Annotated in this window: 18 protein-coding genes and 1 pseudogene; 16 read left to right on the top strand and 3 right to left on the bottom strand. The window is 72.7% G+C overall.

Features of this window, described 5'->3' with window-relative positions:
* Window positions 1–55 precede the first annotated feature (55 nt).
* Complete coding sequence (locus ACFYUZ_RS12815) at window positions 56–1,444, top strand: protein kinase (RefSeq protein ID WP_389308560.1); 1,389 nt, start codon at window positions 56–58, stop codon at window positions 1,442–1,444.
* Window positions 1,445–1,501: 57 nt separating this feature from the next.
* On the opposite strand, the gene ACFYUZ_RS12810 is transcribed toward ACFYUZ_RS12815, so the two are convergent.
* Window positions 1,502–3,223: a chitinase gene (locus tag ACFYUZ_RS12810; protein ID WP_389308278.1), complete on the bottom strand. Its 1,722-nt coding sequence runs from the start codon at window positions 3,221–3,223 to the stop codon at window positions 1,502–1,504.
* A 353-nt stretch (window positions 3,224–3,576) separates the two neighbouring features.
* On the opposite strand from ACFYUZ_RS12810, the gene ACFYUZ_RS12805 reads away from it, so the two are divergent.
* The 13 genes and pseudogenes from ACFYUZ_RS12805 (at window position 3,577) to ACFYUZ_RS12745 (ending at window position 13,282) form a co-directional block, all read left to right on the top strand.
* Window positions 3,577–4,593, top strand: coding sequence for a hypothetical protein (locus tag ACFYUZ_RS12805; protein ID WP_389308276.1), 1,017 nt, complete (start codon window positions 3,577–3,579; stop codon window positions 4,591–4,593).
* 118 nt (window positions 4,594–4,711) lie between these two features.
* Window positions 4,712–5,419, top strand: coding sequence for a Flp pilus assembly protein CpaB (gene cpaB, locus ACFYUZ_RS12800; protein WP_389308274.1), 708 nt, complete (start codon window positions 4,712–4,714; stop codon window positions 5,417–5,419).
* 7 nt (window positions 5,420–5,426) lie between these two features.
* Complete coding sequence (locus ACFYUZ_RS12795; protein ID WP_389308272.1) at window positions 5,427–6,677, top strand: CpaE family protein; 1,251 nt, start codon at window positions 5,427–5,429, stop codon at window positions 6,675–6,677.
* 3 nt (window positions 6,678–6,680) lie between these two features.
* Window positions 6,681–7,049: a TadE/TadG family type IV pilus assembly protein gene (locus ACFYUZ_RS12790; RefSeq protein WP_389308270.1), complete on the top strand. Its 369-nt coding sequence runs from the start codon at window positions 6,681–6,683 to the stop codon at window positions 7,047–7,049.
* The gene (locus ACFYUZ_RS12785) at window positions 7,046–7,432 is read left to right on the top strand and encodes a TadE/TadG family type IV pilus assembly protein (protein ID WP_389308268.1); all 387 of its coding nucleotides are present in this window, start codon (window positions 7,046–7,048) and stop codon (window positions 7,430–7,432) included. Before ACFYUZ_RS12790 ends, ACFYUZ_RS12785 begins: the two co-directional genes overlap by 4 nt.
* A complete protein-coding gene (locus ACFYUZ_RS12780; protein ID WP_389308266.1) occupies window positions 7,429–8,772 on the top strand; it encodes a CpaF family protein in 1,344 nt (447 codons plus the stop codon). Before ACFYUZ_RS12785 ends, ACFYUZ_RS12780 begins: the two co-directional genes overlap by 4 nt.
* 145 nt (window positions 8,773–8,917) lie before the next feature.
* Window positions 8,918–9,115, top strand: a complete 198-nt coding sequence (locus tag ACFYUZ_RS12775; RefSeq protein ID WP_389308264.1) for a hypothetical protein — start codon at window positions 8,918–8,920, stop codon at window positions 9,113–9,115.
* Window positions 9,112–10,059 (top strand): type II secretion system F family protein, encoded by a 948-nt coding sequence (locus ACFYUZ_RS12770; RefSeq protein WP_389308263.1) that lies wholly within the window; start codon window positions 9,112–9,114, stop codon window positions 10,057–10,059. Before ACFYUZ_RS12775 ends, ACFYUZ_RS12770 begins: the two co-directional genes overlap by 4 nt.
* 11 nt (window positions 10,060–10,070) lie before the next feature.
* Window positions 10,071–10,958, top strand: a complete 888-nt coding sequence (locus ACFYUZ_RS12765) for a DUF5936 domain-containing protein (protein ID WP_389308261.1) — start codon at window positions 10,071–10,073, stop codon at window positions 10,956–10,958.
* Between the two features lie 206 nt (window positions 10,959–11,164).
* Entirely contained in the window at window positions 11,165–11,380 is a 216-nt protein-coding gene (locus ACFYUZ_RS12760; protein ID WP_389308259.1) for a Flp family type IVb pilin, read from the top strand.
* Window positions 11,381–11,421: 41 nt separating this feature from the next.
* A pseudogene (locus ACFYUZ_RS12755) lies at window positions 11,422–12,027 on the top strand (pilus assembly protein TadG-related protein); the annotation flags it as partial.
* A gap of 28 nt (window positions 12,028–12,055) precedes the next feature.
* Window positions 12,056–12,640, top strand: coding sequence for a hypothetical protein (locus ACFYUZ_RS12750; protein ID WP_389308258.1), 585 nt, complete (start codon window positions 12,056–12,058; stop codon window positions 12,638–12,640).
* A gap of 9 nt (window positions 12,641–12,649) precedes the next feature.
* A complete protein-coding gene (locus ACFYUZ_RS12745) occupies window positions 12,650–13,282 on the top strand; it encodes an OmpA family protein (protein WP_389308256.1) in 633 nt (210 codons plus the stop codon).
* On the opposite strand, the gene ACFYUZ_RS12740 is transcribed toward ACFYUZ_RS12745, so the two are convergent.
* The gene (locus ACFYUZ_RS12740; protein WP_389308254.1) at window positions 13,279–14,199 is read right to left on the bottom strand and encodes a hypothetical protein; all 921 of its coding nucleotides are present in this window, start codon (window positions 14,197–14,199) and stop codon (window positions 13,279–13,281) included. The two genes, ACFYUZ_RS12745 and ACFYUZ_RS12740, sit on opposite strands and share 4 nt — an antisense overlap.
* Window positions 14,200–14,321: 122 nt before the next feature.
* Here ACFYUZ_RS12740 and ACFYUZ_RS12735 point away from each other — a divergent pair, with 122 nt between their 5' ends.
* Together ACFYUZ_RS12735 and ACFYUZ_RS12730 are read left to right on the top strand one after the other, a co-directional pair.
* Complete coding sequence (locus tag ACFYUZ_RS12735) at window positions 14,322–14,708, top strand: hypothetical protein (protein ID WP_389308252.1); 387 nt, start codon at window positions 14,322–14,324, stop codon at window positions 14,706–14,708.
* A 31-nt stretch (window positions 14,709–14,739) separates the two neighbouring features.
* Window positions 14,740–15,843, top strand: a complete 1,104-nt coding sequence (locus ACFYUZ_RS12730; RefSeq protein ID WP_389308250.1) for a hypothetical protein — start codon at window positions 14,740–14,742, stop codon at window positions 15,841–15,843.
* Here ACFYUZ_RS12730 and ACFYUZ_RS12725 read toward each other — a convergent pair.
* Window positions 15,815–16,186 carry a DUF192 domain-containing protein gene (locus ACFYUZ_RS12725; RefSeq protein WP_389308248.1) on the bottom strand — a complete coding sequence of 124 codons (372 nt, stop codon included), beginning with the start codon at window positions 16,184–16,186 and terminating at the stop codon, window positions 15,815–15,817. The genes ACFYUZ_RS12730 and ACFYUZ_RS12725 overlap by 29 nt on opposite strands.
* Window positions 16,187–16,206 lie beyond the last annotated feature (20 nt).

Below are 16,206 nucleotides of genomic sequence, written 5' to 3'. Positions count from 1 at the left end.
GAGTCGTGCGGGCGTCCGAGCGCATGACGGCCCGGACGCATGGGTGTCCGGGCACATGGTCCGGCTATGTCATGAACGGGTCAAGGTGGGGAGTTCGGCCATACTGTCCCGCGTGGGGACCCTCATCGGTAGATATGTCATCGAACACAAGCTAGGCGAAGGCGGCATGGGCACCGTCTATCTGGCCCGATCGCGTGGCGGGCGCGCCGTCGCCGTCAAGGTCGCGCGGCCGGAACTCGCCTCCGACCCGTCCTTCCGCGCCCGCTTCCGCGCCGAGGTCGCCGCGGCCCGGCAGGTCGGCGGTTTCCACACCGCGCAGGTCGTCGACGCCGACCCCGAGGCGGAGTCCCCCTGGCTCGCCACCGCCTACATCCCGGGCCCCACCCTGTCCGCACTCGTCACCGCCGAGGGCCCCATGGACGAGCGGCGGCTGCGCTCCCTCGGCGCCGCGCTCGCCGAGGCCCTGGAGGCCATCCACGCCTGCGGGCTCGTCCACCGCGACCTCAAGCCCGGCAACATCGTGATGGCCGCCGACGGGCCGCGCGTCCTCGACTTCGGGATCGCCCGCGCCCTGGAGTCCACCCGGCTCACCGCCACCGGCTCCGCCTTCGGCACCCCCGGCTACCTCGCCCCCGAGCAGGCCCTCGGCGAGGAGGTGACCGGCGCCGCCGACGTCTTCGCGCTCGGCGCCGTCCTCGTCGCCGCGGCCGGCGGGCGGCCCTTCGGCGAGGGCACTCCGATGGGGCTCATGTACCGGTCGGTGCACGAGGCCCCCGACCTCGGCGCCGTACCGGAGGCGCTGCGGCCGCTCGTGGGGCGCTGCCTCGCCAAGGACCCCGCCGAACGGCCCACTCCGGACGCCATCATGGACGAGCTGGCGCCGGAGGCGGCGGGATCGGCGCCTCCGGCGGTCCCGGACCCCAGGGTGGCCCCGGGGCCCGTCGACGCGGTGCCCTCGCCGTCGACTCCCTCCGGGCCGGTCGACGCGGTGGCGCAGCCGTCGACTCCCTCCGGGCCGGTCGACGCGGTGGCGCCGCCGTGGTCCGGTGGTGTCCGGGACGCCGTGCCCGCGCCCGGACCCGCACCGGTACCCGCGCCCGCGCCCGCGTCCGTACCGCATCCCGCCTACCTGTACGTCCCCCCGCCGCCCCTCGTGCCGCCGCCGCCCGCGCCGGACTTCACCGCCGCCGACCGGAACTCCGGGATCGCCGTCGACGGGAGCGGGGTGTCCCTGCACTTCTTCGGCGAGGAGGCCGACTTCCTCTGGAGCGAGATCGGCGCCGTACGGTACGAGCGGATCCGGCGCGACCGGGTGCTGCGCGTCGCCGTCACGCTCTACGACGGCTCGGTCTACGACTGCGAGGTCGACGGCCGCCGCGCCGCCCGGGTCGACGAGTGGATCCGGCTGCTCGACCCGGTGCTGCGCCACTACCTGCCCGCGTGAGACGAGGGCGCGGCGCCACCGGGGGAGCGGTGGCGCCGCGCCGTCACTCCGGGGCCGCTACGGCAGGTTGTGCACGTGCGGGCCCACCGCGTTCGACCAGGCGTTGCCGGCCGTCGCGTCCCAGTTGGTCGACCAGGTCATGGCGCCGCGCAGCGACGGCCAGGTCTGGGCCGGCTTGAAGGTGCCGCAGCCGGTGCCCTTGGTCAGGCAGTCGAGCGCGTTCTTCACGACCTGCGGGTCGACGTAGCCGCTGCCCGCGCCCCGCGTGGAGGCGGGGACGCCCAGGCCGACCTGGGACGGGGCGAGGCCGCCCTGGAGCTGGATGCAGGCGAGGGCGGTGAGGAAGTCCACCGAGCCCTGGCTGTAGACCTTGCCGTCGCAGCCGAGCATCGAACCGCTGTTGTAGTACTGGGTGTTGACCACCGTGAGGATGTCCTTCACGGCGAGGGCGGTCTTGAAGTACTCGGAGCCCGTGTTCTGCATGTCGATGGTCTGCGGGGCCATCGTCAGGACCATGGAGGAGCCCGCCTTGGCGGAGAGCTGCCGCAGCGCCTTGGTGAGGTACGTGGCGTTGACGCCGTGCTCCAGGTCGATGTCGATCCCGTTGAAGCCGTACTCCTGCATCAGGGCGTACGCGCTGTCGGCGAAGGCGGTCGCGGTGGCGTCGCTGTTGATCGTGACGTTGCCCTTCTCGCCGCCGACGGAGAGGATCACGGACTTGCCGGCCGCCTTCTTGGCCGCGACGTCCGCCTTGAAGTCGGCGACCGAGGCGTAGCCGACGGCCGGGTCGAGGTTGAAGGTGATCTGGCCGGGCGTGGCGGTGGAGTCCGCGAACGAGACCGCGATGATGTCGTACGCCGCCTGGACGTCCCGCAGCTTCTGCTTCGCGGCGCCGTTGTCGAAGTTCTGCCAGTAGCCGGTGACGGCGTGCTTGGGCACGGCCGGGCCGGGGCCCGGGTCGGTGGGCTTGGCGGTGCGGACCGTCACGGCGGCGGACTTCGCGGACTCGCCGGCGGCGTTCGTCGCGGAGACCTGGAACTGGTAGGCGGTGTCGGCGGTGAGCCCGGTGACGGTGGTCGACGTGCCCGTCACCGCCTGCGGGTTGGCGCCGTCCCGGTACACCTTGTAGCCCGTGGCGCCGTTGACCGCGCCCCAGCTCAGCGCGACCGAGCCGCTGGTGACCGTGCCGGCGGAGAGGCCGGCCGGGGTGGACGGGGCGGTCGGGTCGGGGTCCTGGCCGCCGCCCCCGTCGGGTCCGAAGACGCTCACGTCGTCGACGACGTAGGGGGAGGTGCCGTACCAGCCGTGGGTGTAGATCTCGACCGAGGTGGTGCTCGCCCCGGTGGTGAAGGTGGTGGTGAGCTGCTTCCAGGAGGGGCTGTCGGGCGTCCAGGTGGAGACGGTCCCGGTGCCTGTCCCGGTGTTGTTGGCGCCGAGGTAGGCGTAGCCGCCCTGGACCCAGGCGCTCAGCGTGTACGTCGAGTTGGGCTTCACGGTCACGGTCTGCACGCACTTGGCGTTGTCGAGACCGGCCGGGGTGGCGCGCAGGGCGCCGGCGCCGGTGCGGACCGGCGAGGACACGGCGGCGCCGCTCCCGGCGGAGCAGGACCAGTTGGCGAGGCCGTTCTCGAACCCGGCGTTCTTGGCGACGTTGACGTCCGCCGCCTGTGCGGTGCCGGCTCCGCCGACGAGGACGAGCCCGGAGCCGACGGCGAGCGCGAGGGCTCCGGCGAGCCGGCGCCGTCCGTGCGGGCGGGTGGTGGTGCGGTCCACGTGCATCCTCCGGTGGGGGAGTTGGGGATGTGGAGGTGCCGTACGTCGTCGTACGGAGGGGAGGTGCGGGTACGGGGGTACCGGCGGCGGCCACCGCTGTCGGAACAAGTTGGTCCAGACCAATCGCGTTGTCAATACCTCCGGCGCGGAACGGAGTTCGGCCGGAGCGGAGGGAGCGGTGCCAGGGCCCGAGGTCAGGGCGCAAATTAGTGGGGACGGCTTGGCGGATTGTGTGTTCACCACCCCGGGGGACGTGGATAAGGTGCAGAGACGGCGACACCCTGCGGTGACGCCACGAACGCGGTAAGTGATCCGCGGCCCCCGGGGCACCGGAGGCCGGAGGGGACGGGGGGTCCGACGTGCCGACAGCGATCGCCGTCACCAGCACCGACCTGGTGCTGCCGCCGACCGACCCCGGGACCCCGCAGGCCGCCGTGCTCCCGCCCCCCGGCACCCGCTCGCTCGACGCCTCCGTCGCCGACGTGCAGCAGCTCCTCGCCCGGTACGGACACGTGGTCGTCGTCTGCCCCACCGCCGCGCCCCCCGCCGTCGAGCACCGCCTGCACGCCGTCCGCGGCCTCCTGGAGAGCGACCGGATCGCACTGGTCAGGACCGACCTGCCGCCCCTCGGCGCGGCCGTCCTCGTCCGCCAGCTGCGCCAGCTCGCCGGCTGCGACTTCAGCCCCGGAGTCCTCGCCTCCGCCGCCCGGCTGCTCGCCCACTACATCTACGCCGGCGCCGTCCTCGGCTCCGTCTCCCGGCTCGACCGCGTCCCCGTGAGCCTCGGTTCCCACCTCAAGGGCTGGCTGCCCGGCGCCCACTTCGCCGTCCTCGCCGGACCCACCCCGCAGATCGTCCGGCTCGGCTCGCGCTCCGGCTCCGGACCGGCTTCCGGTTCCCGTTCCGGTTTCGGTTCCGGTTCCGGCGGGGAGTCCCTCGCGGGACCGGAGTTCGCCACCGAACTCCTCCTCGCCCGCGGCCAGCTCCAGACCGACTGGCCCACCACCACCCTCGTACCCCGGTGGCGGATCCCGGGCCCCGTGCACGAGGTGCCCCTGCCCGCCTCCTCGCCCGGCTGGTGGGGCACCGGCAAGCTCGTCGAGTTCGCCGCGTACCTGCCCGACCCGTCCGTCCTCTACCAGCTCGTCTCCTCCGTGCGCCGCGAGACCTGCCACTGGTGCGGGATGGAACTCATCGGCGACCGCTGCGGCTTCTGCTCCGCCCCGCTGCCCCCGGCCGCCCCGCCACCACCCGACCCGGGTACCCGCGCCCCGGGACACGGCGGGGGGCGGGAGCTCGGACCGGGACCGCAGGCCGACCCGTGGACCCGCGCCCTCGGGCCCGGCGCCCGTTCCGCCCGCGCCGCGCTGCCGTGAGCGGCCCCGCGCACCACCACCCGCTCCCGGCCGGCCGCGCCCGCACGCCCGGCCCCACGTCTCCGACAGCCCCGATCACCCCGACAGCTCCGACCGCTCCGACCGAGGAAGTACGGCCATGAACTCCCGCCAGCGCCGCGGCGTGATCCTGCTGCTGCTCTCCGTCCTGTGCGCCCTCGGCGCCTTCGCCGGTGTCCTCGCCGTCATCAGCGACGTGAACTCCAAGGTCGGCCCGGAGACCACGGCGTACCGGCTCATGAGGAACGTGGAGCCCTACAAGCCCCTGAGCGCCGACCAGTTCGAGAAGATCTCCATGCCCAAGCGCTGGCTCTCCCCGACCGCCGTCACCGACCTCCGCCAGATCGAGGGCAAGATCGCCGTCACCGAGCTCAAGGCCGGCTCCCTCCTCCAGACCGACATGATCGTCGAACGCCCCCGGCTCCGGCCGGGCCAGCAGGAGATCGCGATCATGGTCGACGCCGCCGCCGGCGTCGCGGGCAAGATCAACGCCGGTGCCACCGTCAACATCTACGCGACCTTCGCCGGCGAGAAGAAGGGCGACCCCGACCAGTCCCGGCTGATCGTCACCGGCGCCCGCGTCCTCGACGTCGGCAAGCTCACCCCGGTCTCCGACAGCTCCGACCGCACGAGCCGGGCCATCTCCGCCGTCCCCATCACCTTCGCGCTCTCCACCCTCGACACCCAGCGCGTCGCGTACGCCGAGTCCTTCGCCGAGCACGTACGCCTCGCCCTCGTCGCCCCGTCCACGGCCGGCTCCCCGGTCGACAAGGGCGACCGCACCTACACGCTCGACAAGGACAAGTGAGGCCGGTATGACCACCAGGATCCTGCCTGCCGTCGGCGACCCCGACGCGGCCCGGTCCGTCAGTACGCTGCTCAGCCAGCTCCCCGACGCCGAACCCGCCCAGCCGGTCGCCGACTCCACCCAGCTCGTCGACACCCTCGCGCGCCTCGCCGCCGCCTCCCTCGACGAACTCCCCGAGGTCGTCCTCGTCCACGAGCGGATCGGACCCGTCCCCGCGCTCGAACTCGTCCGCGAGGTCGCCCTCCGCTTCCCCGCCGTCGGCGTCGTCCTCATCACCGCCGACGCCAGCCCCGTCCTCTTCTCCGCCGCCATGGACTCCGGCGCCCGGGGCCTCGTCACCCTCCCCCTCGGCTACGAGGAACTCGCCAGCCGCGTCCAGGCCGCCGCCCAGTGGTCCCTCGGCGTCCGCCGCCACCTCGGCGCCGGCGCCGAGCCGATCGCCGGACCCGGCGGCACCGTCGTCACCGTCAGCGGCGCCAAGGGCGGCGTCGGCGCCACCGTCACCGCCGTCCACCTCGCCCTCGCCGCCCGCGCCTCCGGACGCAGCGTCGCCCTCGTCGACCTGGACCTCCAGAGCGGCGACATCGCCTCCTACCTCGACGTCCAGTTCCGCCGCTCCGTCGCCGACCTCGCGACCATCGCCGACATCTCGCCCCGCGTCCTCCAGGACGCCGTCTACGTCCACGAGACCGGCCTCTCCCTGCTCCTCGCCCCGGCGGAGGGCGAGCGCGGCGAGGAGGTCACCGACCGCGCCGCCCGCCAGGTCGTCAGCGCCCTGCGCGGCCGGCACGACGTCGTCGTCCTCGACTGCGGCTCCCGGCTCGACAGCGCCAACGCCGCCGCGATCGAGATGGCCGACACCGCGCTCCTCGTCACCACCCCGGACGTGGTCGCGGTCCGGGCCGCCAAGCGGACCGTACGGATGTGGGAACGGCTCCAGGTCCGCAAGGCGGAGGAGACCACGACGGTGGTCAACCGCCACCACCGCTCCACCGAGATCCAGCCGCCCCTCGTCCAGAAGATCACCGGCACCCGGATCGCGGGCGTCGCCGTCCCCGCCCACTTCAAGGAACTCTCCGCCGTCGTCGACGCCGGCCGCCTCCACGAACTCGACGCCAAGTCCACCGTCAAGCAGGCGCTGTGGGCCCTCGCGGGAGAGCTGGGCCTGGTGCGGGCGGCGGGACAGTCCGGCAAGGAACTCGCCCGCGCGGGCGACCGGGGCTCCCTGGGCCTGCGCCGCCGCACCGGAGGACGCTGAACGATGCGGACGCACCGGGACGACGACAGGGGGCAGGTGGCGGTGGAGTTCCTCGGGATGGTGCCGCTGATCCTGCTCACGCTGGCGCTGCTGTGGCAGGTGGTCCTGGTCGGGTATACGTACACGCTGGCGGGGAACGCGGCGGACGAGGCGGCGCGGGCCTATGCCGTCGGCGACGACTGCGGAGAGGCCGCGAGGCGGCACCTGGACGGGGCATGGGCGGACGGCGTCGAGCCGGACTGCAGCGCCGGCGGGGGCATGGTCGACGCCGTCGTGACGGTCCGAGTCCCCGTGCTCGTCCCGGGCGTGGGGGGCCTGTTCCGGGTGAGGGGCGAGGCGGCCGCCGTGGACGAGAGGGGTCCCACGCCATGAGGAGCGACCAGCGGAAGGCCCGGCGCGACCGCGGCCAGGCCGCCATCGAGTACCTCGGGTTCCTCCCCGTCCTGCTCATCGTGGGGCTCGCCGGGCTCCAGCTCGGCGTCGCCGCGTACGCCGCCCAGCAGGCGGGCACGGCGGCCCGGGCGGCCGCCCGGGCCGCCACCAGCGACGCGGACGACGCCCCCGACCCGAGCGCGGCCGGCCGTGCGGCCGCGAGCTGGGCCACCCGGGTCGACGTCGTGCGCCGAGGGGGAGAGGTCGTCGCCACCGTCCGCGTCCGCATCCCCCAGGTCGTCCCCTTCTGGAGCTTCGACCCCGTCGAGAAGTCCGCCACCATGCCCCTGTCCGAGGCGTCCGACGAGGAGGACCTGCCATGAGCCTGCGTGCCCGGATCAGCGCCCCCGAGGAGAAGGCCACGGGCGGGGGCCGGGAGGACGGCCATCTCGTCGCCGCCTTCCGGGCCAAGCTCCTGGAGGAGATCGACCTCACCGAGATGTCCGCGCTCGCGGCGGCCGAGCGGCGGGCCCGCCTGGAGCGCGTCCTCGGACACATCATCAGCCGCGAGGGCCCGGTCCTCTCCACCGCCGAGCGGGCGCAGCTGATCCGCCGGGTCGTGGACGAGGCCCTCGGCCTCGGCGTGCTCGAACCGCTCCTCGAAGACGCCTCCATCACGGAGATCATGGTCAACGGCCCCGACCAGATCTTCATCGAGCGCGGCGGCCGCGTCGAACTCCTCCCGCTCCGCTTCGCCTCCCACGAGCAGCTGATGCAGACGATCGAGCGGATCGTCTCCACCGTCAACCGGCGCGTCGACGAGTCGAACCCGATGGTCGACGCCCGGCTCCCCTCCGGCGAGCGCGTCAACGTGATCATCCCGCCGCTCTCCCTGACCGGGGCCACGCTCACGATCCGCCGCTTCCCCCGGGCGTACACGCTCCACGAGATGATCGGCCTCGGCTCCCTCGACGAGCAGATGCTGCTCCTGCTCTCCGGGCTCGTGCAGGCCAAGTTCAACCTGATCGTCTCCGGCGCCACCGGCACCGGGAAGACGACCCTCCTCAACGCGCTCTCCGGCCTCGTCCCGGACGGCGAGCGGATCATCACCATCGAGGACTCGGCCGAACTCCAGCTCCAGCAGTCCCACGTCATCCGCCTGGAGGCCCGCCCGCCCAACATCGAGGGCCGCGGGGCCGTCTCCATCCGGGACCTCGTCCGCAACTCCCTGCGCATGCGCCCCGACCGCATCATCGTCGGCGAGGTCCGCGGCGGCGAGACCCTCGACATGCTCCAGGCGATGTCCACCGGCCACGACGGCTCGCTCGCCACCGTCCACGCCAACTCGGCCGAGGACGCCCTGATGCGGCTCCAGACCCTGGCCTCGATGTCCGAGGTGAAGGTGCCGTTCGAGGCGCTCCGCGACCAGATCAACAGCGCGGTCGACGTCCTGGTCCAGCTCACCCGGCACCCGGACGGCACGCGCCGCGTCACCGAGATCTCCGTCCTCGCCTCGCACGGCCGGGAACGCTTCCTGCTGGCCACGGTCTGCCGCTTCGAGGCGCAGCCGGTCGCGGCCGACGGACGGGTGTACGGGAGGTTCACGTACCACCCGCTGCCCCGGCGCGTGGCCGAACGGCTCTACCTGGCGGGCCAGCCGATCCCGCAGGCGTTCGGCGTGGCGGCGACGGACGCCCACCTGGCCACCCGAGAGGCGGAGTGATGACCGAAGCCCACATGCCCACCGGAGGCGCAGTGACGATGACGGACCCGACCTGGCTGCCGGGGGAGCGGTGGACGACGGACCCCACGTGGCGCCCGGGAGAGCGCTGGACGACGGACCCGACGTGGCGCCCGGGGGAGGGGCGATGACGACCGCTCCGACCCGGCTGCGGGATGAGCGCTGGACGACGACCGCTCCGACCCGGCTGCGGGATGAGCGCTGGACGACGACCGCTCCGACCCGGCTGCGGGATGAGCGCTGGACGACGACCGATCCCACCTGGCTGCCGGGGGAGCGGCGGACGACGACGGACCCGACCTGGCGACCCGAGGCGCGGCGATGACGACGGACCCCTTCTGGCTGACGGTGGGCGTGGCGCTGCTCGCCTGCGTCCTGGGCGTCGTCGGCGTCCAGCTGTACGCGAGCGGGGCCCGCCGCCACGCCGCCCTCGTCGCCCGGCTCGACGAGAGCGGCGAACCGGAGGCCGTGACCGGCCGCCGCAGACGCCGCTTCCGGGGGATCGACCGGCGCGTACGGAAGACCGCCCTCGGCCGGAGACTGGAACTGCGGATCGCGGCGACCGGCCTCGACATCACGCCCGGCGAGTTCACGGTGGGCCTCGCGGCGACCGTGGCGGTCCTCTGGGTCGTGGGACAGGCGGCGCTGTCCCCGTTCTTCGGCCCGATCTGCGGACTCCTCGGCATCTGGGTCGCCGTGGGGTTCCTCAACTGGCAGCGCCAGAAGCGGATCGAGAAGTTCATCAACCAGCTCCCCGAGCTCTCCCGCATCCTGGCCAACGCCACGCAGGCCGGCCTCGCCCTCCGGATGGCCCTGAGCCTGGCCGCCGACGAGCTGGAGGCGCCGGCGGGCGACGAGCTGGAGAAGGTGGCACAGCAGTTGGCGGTCGGCACCAGCCTCGACGACGCCCTCGGGGAGCTCGCCGAACGCCTCCCCTCCCGAGAACTCGTCGTCCTCGTCACCACCCTCGTCCTCGCCAACCGGGCCGGCGGCACCGTCGTCTCCTCCCTGCGGAACCTCACCGAGACCCTGGAGGAGCGCAAGGAGACCCGGCGCGAGGTCCGCACCCAGCTCTCCCAGGTGAGCATGACCGCGTACTCCGTGCCGGTCATCGGCGTCGGCTCGCTCCTGCTGATCGACAACATGCAGCCGGGGGCACTGGACCGCATGACGGCCTCGGGCATCGGGCAGTTCGCCGTCGTGACGGCGTTCGCCCTGTACGTGGTCGGCTTCGCCGTCATCCGCCGCTTCTCGAAGATCGACGTGTAAGGGGCCGCGTGATGGACCTCCTCCTCGCCCTCCTCGCGGGCCTCGCCGTCGCCGGCTTCGCGTACGGCCTGCGCCTCTACCGGGCCGACGCGAAGCTCCCCGACGACCTCAAACTGGCCCTGGAGGTCGGCGCCACCCGCACGGGAGCCGTCGACTCGGCCGTCGACCGCCTGGGCATGCGCTGGTCGCCGACGGTGCTCCGGCTGATGGGCCCGAAGCGGGTGAACGCCGTCCGCCGCCGGATCGACCTGGCGGGCAACCCGGGCGGCCTGACCATCGACCGGTACGGGGCGAGGCGGGCGGTCTACGGCTTCCTGGGCGGCCTCGGCGGCCTGGTCATGCTGAGCAAGGGCTCGTACGTGACGGCCCTGCTGCTGCTCGCGTTCGGCGCGTTCTGGACGGAGGTGGGGATCTGGTCGGCGGTCAGGATCCGCAAGGACCAGATCGAACGCACCCTGCCGGACTTCCTGGACGTCCTGGCCGTCGTGGTCTCGGCGGGCCTCGGCTTCCGGCAGGCGCTGGAACGGGTCGCGGAGAAGTACGAGGGCCCGTGGTCCGACGAACTCCGCATCACGCTCCGCCAGATGGACATGGGCGTCAGCCGGCGGCAGGCCTTCGACGAACTGCGGCGCCGCAACGACTCGGAGCAGGTGGCGCAGTTCGTCACGGCGCTGCAGCAGGGCGAGGAGCTGGGAGCGCCGATCGTCGACACGCTGATCCAGATCGCCAACGACATGCGGCGCACGGACGCGCAGAACGCCCGCCGCAAGGCGGCGAAGGCGGTCCCGAAGGCGACGATGGTGATCACGACCCTGATGGTCCCGGCGACCATGATCCTGCTCGGCGCGGGCCTGTTCCTGGGCACGGGGACGGACTTCGGGTCGGTGACCGGCGAATGAGCGCGGTGACATATTCGGGGGAAACGGTTTCGGGCGCGCAACCCGATGTGCCAGAGTGCGGACTGAGTGTGAGGGGGGTGGAGCCGATGGACCGGATCGCCGCGACCCGCGCCAACCGGCCCACCCGATGACGGGCCCCTGTCCGCCGACCCGCGCGTCGGCGTACGGTGCCCAGGCGCAGGCGTCCGAACGCGGAGGGGACCACGATGAACGACGCGATGCTGAAGGCCCTGACGAAGGGCCGCGTGAAGCTGACCGACTGGACGACCCGCAGAGCGGGGGACCGGGGTCAGACGGCGGTGGAGTATCTGGGGATCATCGTGGTGGTGGTGGCGATCGTGGTGGCGATCACCGGTACGGACATCGGTACGTCAATCATGAATGCGATTCGCCAGAAGATCTCCGAGCTTACCGGCAGCTAGTAGGGTGCACCGGGCTTCGCGGCGATGAGGGGCAGGCGTTTCCCGTCTATATCGCGGTCATTGCGGGTCTCTTGTTTCTGGCGTTTGCCTACTTCCTGGTGGGGGAGGCAGCCTTGACAAGGAACAGCGCCCAGACCGCAGCGGACGCAGCAGCCCTCGCCGCGGCTCAGGACGCCCGGGACCAGCTGCGGGACGGCTGGATCGAAGTGATTCTCGATCCTGAGCAGTGGGGTGGTTTCCTTCGGGGCGTTGCGTATGTCGATGCGTCAGCCTGTCAACGAGCAGGGGAGTTCGCGGTTCGAAACGGGGCGGCGCTCTCGGGCAGCGAATGTGTACCTCTCGCCACCGGCGAGCATGGTTTTAAGGTAACCGTAATCACAACGGGGCGAGAGTCGCATCACGCAACAGCGTCAGCTGAAGCAGTACTTGAGCCGCGTTGCACCTTCGACGCGCCAGATCCCACTCCGGATCCTTCGGATCCCACGCCGAATCCCACGCCTACGAGCCCTGATGAGGGCGACGGAGAGCCCGACGATGAGGAACCCGTAGTCGGCCTCATCTGCGATGGTGAGCCATGGGTGATCGATCCTGACAGCCCCACTCTCCCCGGCGCCGCTGATCTCTTCAGAGTCCGACTGTCGGACTGACCCGCGACGAGCAAAGGAAGCACGCTTCATGAACGCGCGCTACGCAAGGACGATCCGCAGAGGGGTGATCGCCGTCACGATCACGTCCGTGGCATTCTTCGTGTCGGGGTGCGGCGCCGAGGAGAAGCCCAGCGAGAACAAGCCCGCCTCAAGGAGTGCCGCGCCTCAGCGGGGAGCATCAGCCACTCAGGGGTCACAAGAGTCCGCGGAACCCGCGGAGACGTTGGCACTTATCAAGGGGCAAAAGGGTGTGGAACTCGTCATCAATTCCGCCGAGCGCGACCCGGGCGGCTTCCTCACCATCAAGGGACAGCTGAAGAATTCCTCCGGTTCCTCCGTTCTTCTTCCCGTGGAGATCAGGGGGGATGAGACGGAAGTCATCAAACACGGCTTGACATTGGGCGGCGCCACGCTCGTCGACTCGGTGGGAAAGAAGCGGTACTACGTCCTGCGTGACACAGACGGGCGACCTCTGACCACCACAGGGCTCGACAGCATCGGTCCCGGCAAGTCGGTCGACGTCTTCCTGCAATTCCCCGCACCCCCCGCCTCCACCACCGAAGTGAGCTTCCAGCTCCCCACCTTCGAACCCGCCACCCTCAAGCTCTCCTGAGGCGACCCCATGACGACGACGAGAAACCGCCGCCTCGCCTCCCTCCTGCTCGTGTGCGTGGCCCTGGGGCCGTTCGCCGGGCCGTCGGCGTATGCCGAGGACGGGCCCGGGCCCGCCGGTACCTCCTCGCCCCCGCCCGTCATCGATCCCGACTCCCCGGGGCTGATGCTTCCCGACGGGGCCACCCTCGCCCCCGCCAAGGTGCTCGACATCAAGCAGATCGTCGAGGAGGAGGGCGGGCAGGAGCGCCGGCAGGACACGAACGTGGACGTGACGTTCGCGCTGCAGGCCGAGGTGCTGTTCCCGAAGAACAGCGCCAAGCTCTCGCCCGACGCCACCGCCCGCATCGCCGCCATCGCCGCCGAGATCGGCAGGATGGGGTCCGGACGGGTCCGGGTGTTCGGGTTCACCGACAACCTGGGGACGTACGAGCACGGGCTCAAGCTGTCGAAGGAGCGGGCCGTGGCCGTGCAGCAGGTGCTGGCGCGTGCCCTCGACCCGGGGACGGCCTTCGACATCCGCGGGTACAGCGAGGACTACCCGATCGCCGACAACCGCACGGAGGAGGGCCGGAAGAAGAACCGGCGCGTCGAGATCTCCTTCCCCCGGACCACCGCCCCCGCCGCCACCCCCGCCCCCTAGAGCGCCAGCGCCGCCCGGACCGTCGCCGTCATGCGGTCCGGGTGGCGGAAGACCTCCCCGGCCGTGAAGCGCAGCACGCGGCGGACCTCCGGGCAGGACTGGAGTGCGTTGAAGCGGGCGACGTCCCGTTCGTGGGCCCGGCGGGTGCCGTGGAAGGCGTGGCCCTCGATCTCCACCGCCAGGCCTTCCGCCCGGAAGAGGAAGTCGGGGCGCAGCGGCTTCCCGGCCGCCGTGAGCAGGGTCGGCTGGGATTCGGGGGTCAGGGCCGCGTCCCGTATCCGGAGCCGGGCGACCGTCTCCGCGGGGGAGCCCGACGCCGGTTCGGTCAGCCGGAGCCAGGCCCGGGCGCGGGCCGCTCCCCGCCGGGGCGCCGCGAGTTCGGCGGCGAGGTCCTCGTGGCGGACGAGCGCCTCGCGCCGCACTCCTTCGACCGCCCGCCGCGCGAGCGCCGAGTCCGCGACGACCACCGCCTCCTCCCGGGTCGCCGCGGCCCGTATCAGGTCGCCGACCGTCCGCGCCGGCGTCGTCGTCCGCAGACCGCGCCGGACGGACCGGTCCCCGTCCGTCAGGAAGGCCGTGGTGTGGATCCGTATCAGGTCACCCCGTGCCGGCCTGGCCGGCGGCGGCGCCGTGAAGTCGAGGCGCCGCGGCGGGGACTCCCCGCCCAGTACCTCGATGCGGTGCAGCCGCGCCGCCGTCCCGTGACTGCAGACCAGCTCCGGGCGCAGGAGCTGGAGGGCCGTCGCCCTCAGCCGCCAGTCCACCTCCCTCCCCGGGGCCGCCCAGGCGCCCCGGCAGATCCGCTGCCAGCCGTCCCGGCGCAGCCGTCCGGCCAGCCGGCCCGGCGGCCAGCCCGCCGCGACCGCCCAGACCGTCAGGAGGACCCCGCCCCTGGCGAGGATCGCCAACTCGTACATACGCCCAACGATCCACGGAAGGGGGACACTTCGCACCCCCTGTGGAAAACCCGGCGAAAGACGTCGCCAGGAAAGCGTAAATCCGGCGGGACAACCCTCTTCGGCGGGAGCATTCTGGACAGATGACGGCGACCCCGAGCACGAGCCCGAACCTCACTTCCGGCGTCCAGTTGGTGAGTGATCTCGTCACCCGGATCCCCGAGTTCCGGGGAGCGTACGAGACCCATGTCTTCCATCAGGGCGGTGTCCTGCCGCACGTGTTCTTCTGGGACGTCGTCCAGGACACCGTCCGGTCCTTCCTCGGCGAGGCCCCCGGAGTCGCCGACTGGCGCCGGACGCTCGACTTCCTGGAGGAGCAGAGCGCGCGCGGCGTCCTCGGCATCGACGAGGTCATCGTCACGTCCTTCCTCGGCGACCTGCCCTCGCCGCAGGAGCCCGGGCACGCCATCGTCGAGCAGCTCGGTCCCGTCATGGCCGCGAAGTTCGTCCGGATAAGGCCTCTCGGGTGAGGCCGGTCCACGCCCCCGCATAATCGGACGCATGTTCCGGACCACCAGGCCCAGCGACCCCACCCTCCTCGCGGTCGGAGGCTACGCCGCCACCCGCCTCGTCGGCCTCGTCGTCCTCGCCGTCGCCGCCGCGGCGACCGGCGAGGACGGGCTGCACCGGCTCAAGGGGCGCTGGGACTCCGTCTGGTACGTCCGCGTCGCCGAGCACGGCTACGGGTACCAGGTCACCCTGCCGAACGGCGACGTCCACTCCGACCTCGCCTTCTTCCCGCTCCTCCCGGCCCTGGAGCGCGGTCTCTCCGCCGTCCTCCCCGTCGACGCGGCCACCGCGGGGCTCCTGGTCTCCTGGGCCGCGGGGCTCGCCGCCGCCTGGGGCATCGCGAAGTGCGGGGCCCACTTCGCGGGGCCGCGGGCCGGCGTCCTCCTCGCCGTCCTCTGGGGCGTGTATCCGACCGCGTTCGTCCAGTCCATGGCGTACACGGAGAGCCTGTTCACCGCTCTCGCCGCCTGGTCGCTGTACGCCGTGCTGCGCGGGCGCTGGGTCCTCGCCGGTGTCCTGTGCGCGGCGGCGGGGCTCACCCGGCCGACGGCCGCCGCGCTGATCGCGGCCCTCGGCGTCACCGCCCTCGTCGCCCTCGTGCGGGAACGGCGGCTGCCCGCGCGGACCGTGGCCGGGGTGCTGATCGCCCCGCTGGGCTGGCTGGCGTACGTCGCCTACGTCGGGGTCCGGGAGGGCGGCCCCACCGCCTACTTCGACGTGCAGGCCGCCTGGGGCAACTCCATCGACGGCGGTGTCGCCCTCGCCCTGTTCGTCGCGGGCCTGCCGTGGCCCGCCGCCCTCGGCCTGTGCGCGGCGCTCGCCCTGCTCGGCGGGCTGATCGCGCTCTGCGTGCGGCAGCGGCAGCCGCTTCCCCTGCTCGTCCACACGATCGGCGTCGTGTTCGTCTCCCTCGTCGGCGCCGCCTACTTCGGCTCCCGGCCGCGCCTGATGATGCCCGCCTTCGGGCTGCTGCTCCCGCCCGCCGTGGCGCTCGCGCGCGTGCGGACCCGTACGGCCGTGCCCGTCCTCGCCGGTCTCGCGCTCGCCTCCGGCGCGTACGGGGCGTTCACCCTGCTCGGTCCGGGGCCTCCGTGAGGTCCACGCGCACGCGTACTCCCGGTTCCAGACCCCACTCCGCCATCGCGCCCGCCTCCGCCTCCAGGACGTGCCGGCCGCGCGGCCGGATCATGCCGAGCCGCCCCGGCCGCATCGTCACCACGGACCGGACCGTGAAGGAGCCGTCCAGATGGGCGACGTCGATCGGGAACCGCATGCCGAAGGTGTGCACGCTGTTCGTCCGGACGATGAGCAGCGCCCCCGTGATCCCGTCCCGGCCCAGGAGGCCCCGCCGCCGCGCCCGGTACGAGGCCGCCACCTCCAGCGGGACGTCCAGGGCGGCCACCCCCAACGTCCCCGTCCCGTCCACCCATTTCCCCATGCGGCAGACCGTAGCGGCCC

It is taken from the genome of Streptomyces sp. NPDC004266, assembly GCF_042874095.1.
GTDB lineage: Bacteria > Actinomycetota > Actinomycetes > Streptomycetales > Streptomycetaceae > Streptomyces.
The sequence above is the reverse complement of the archived record's forward strand: the minus strand, read 5'-3'. Positions and strand labels throughout refer to the sequence as shown.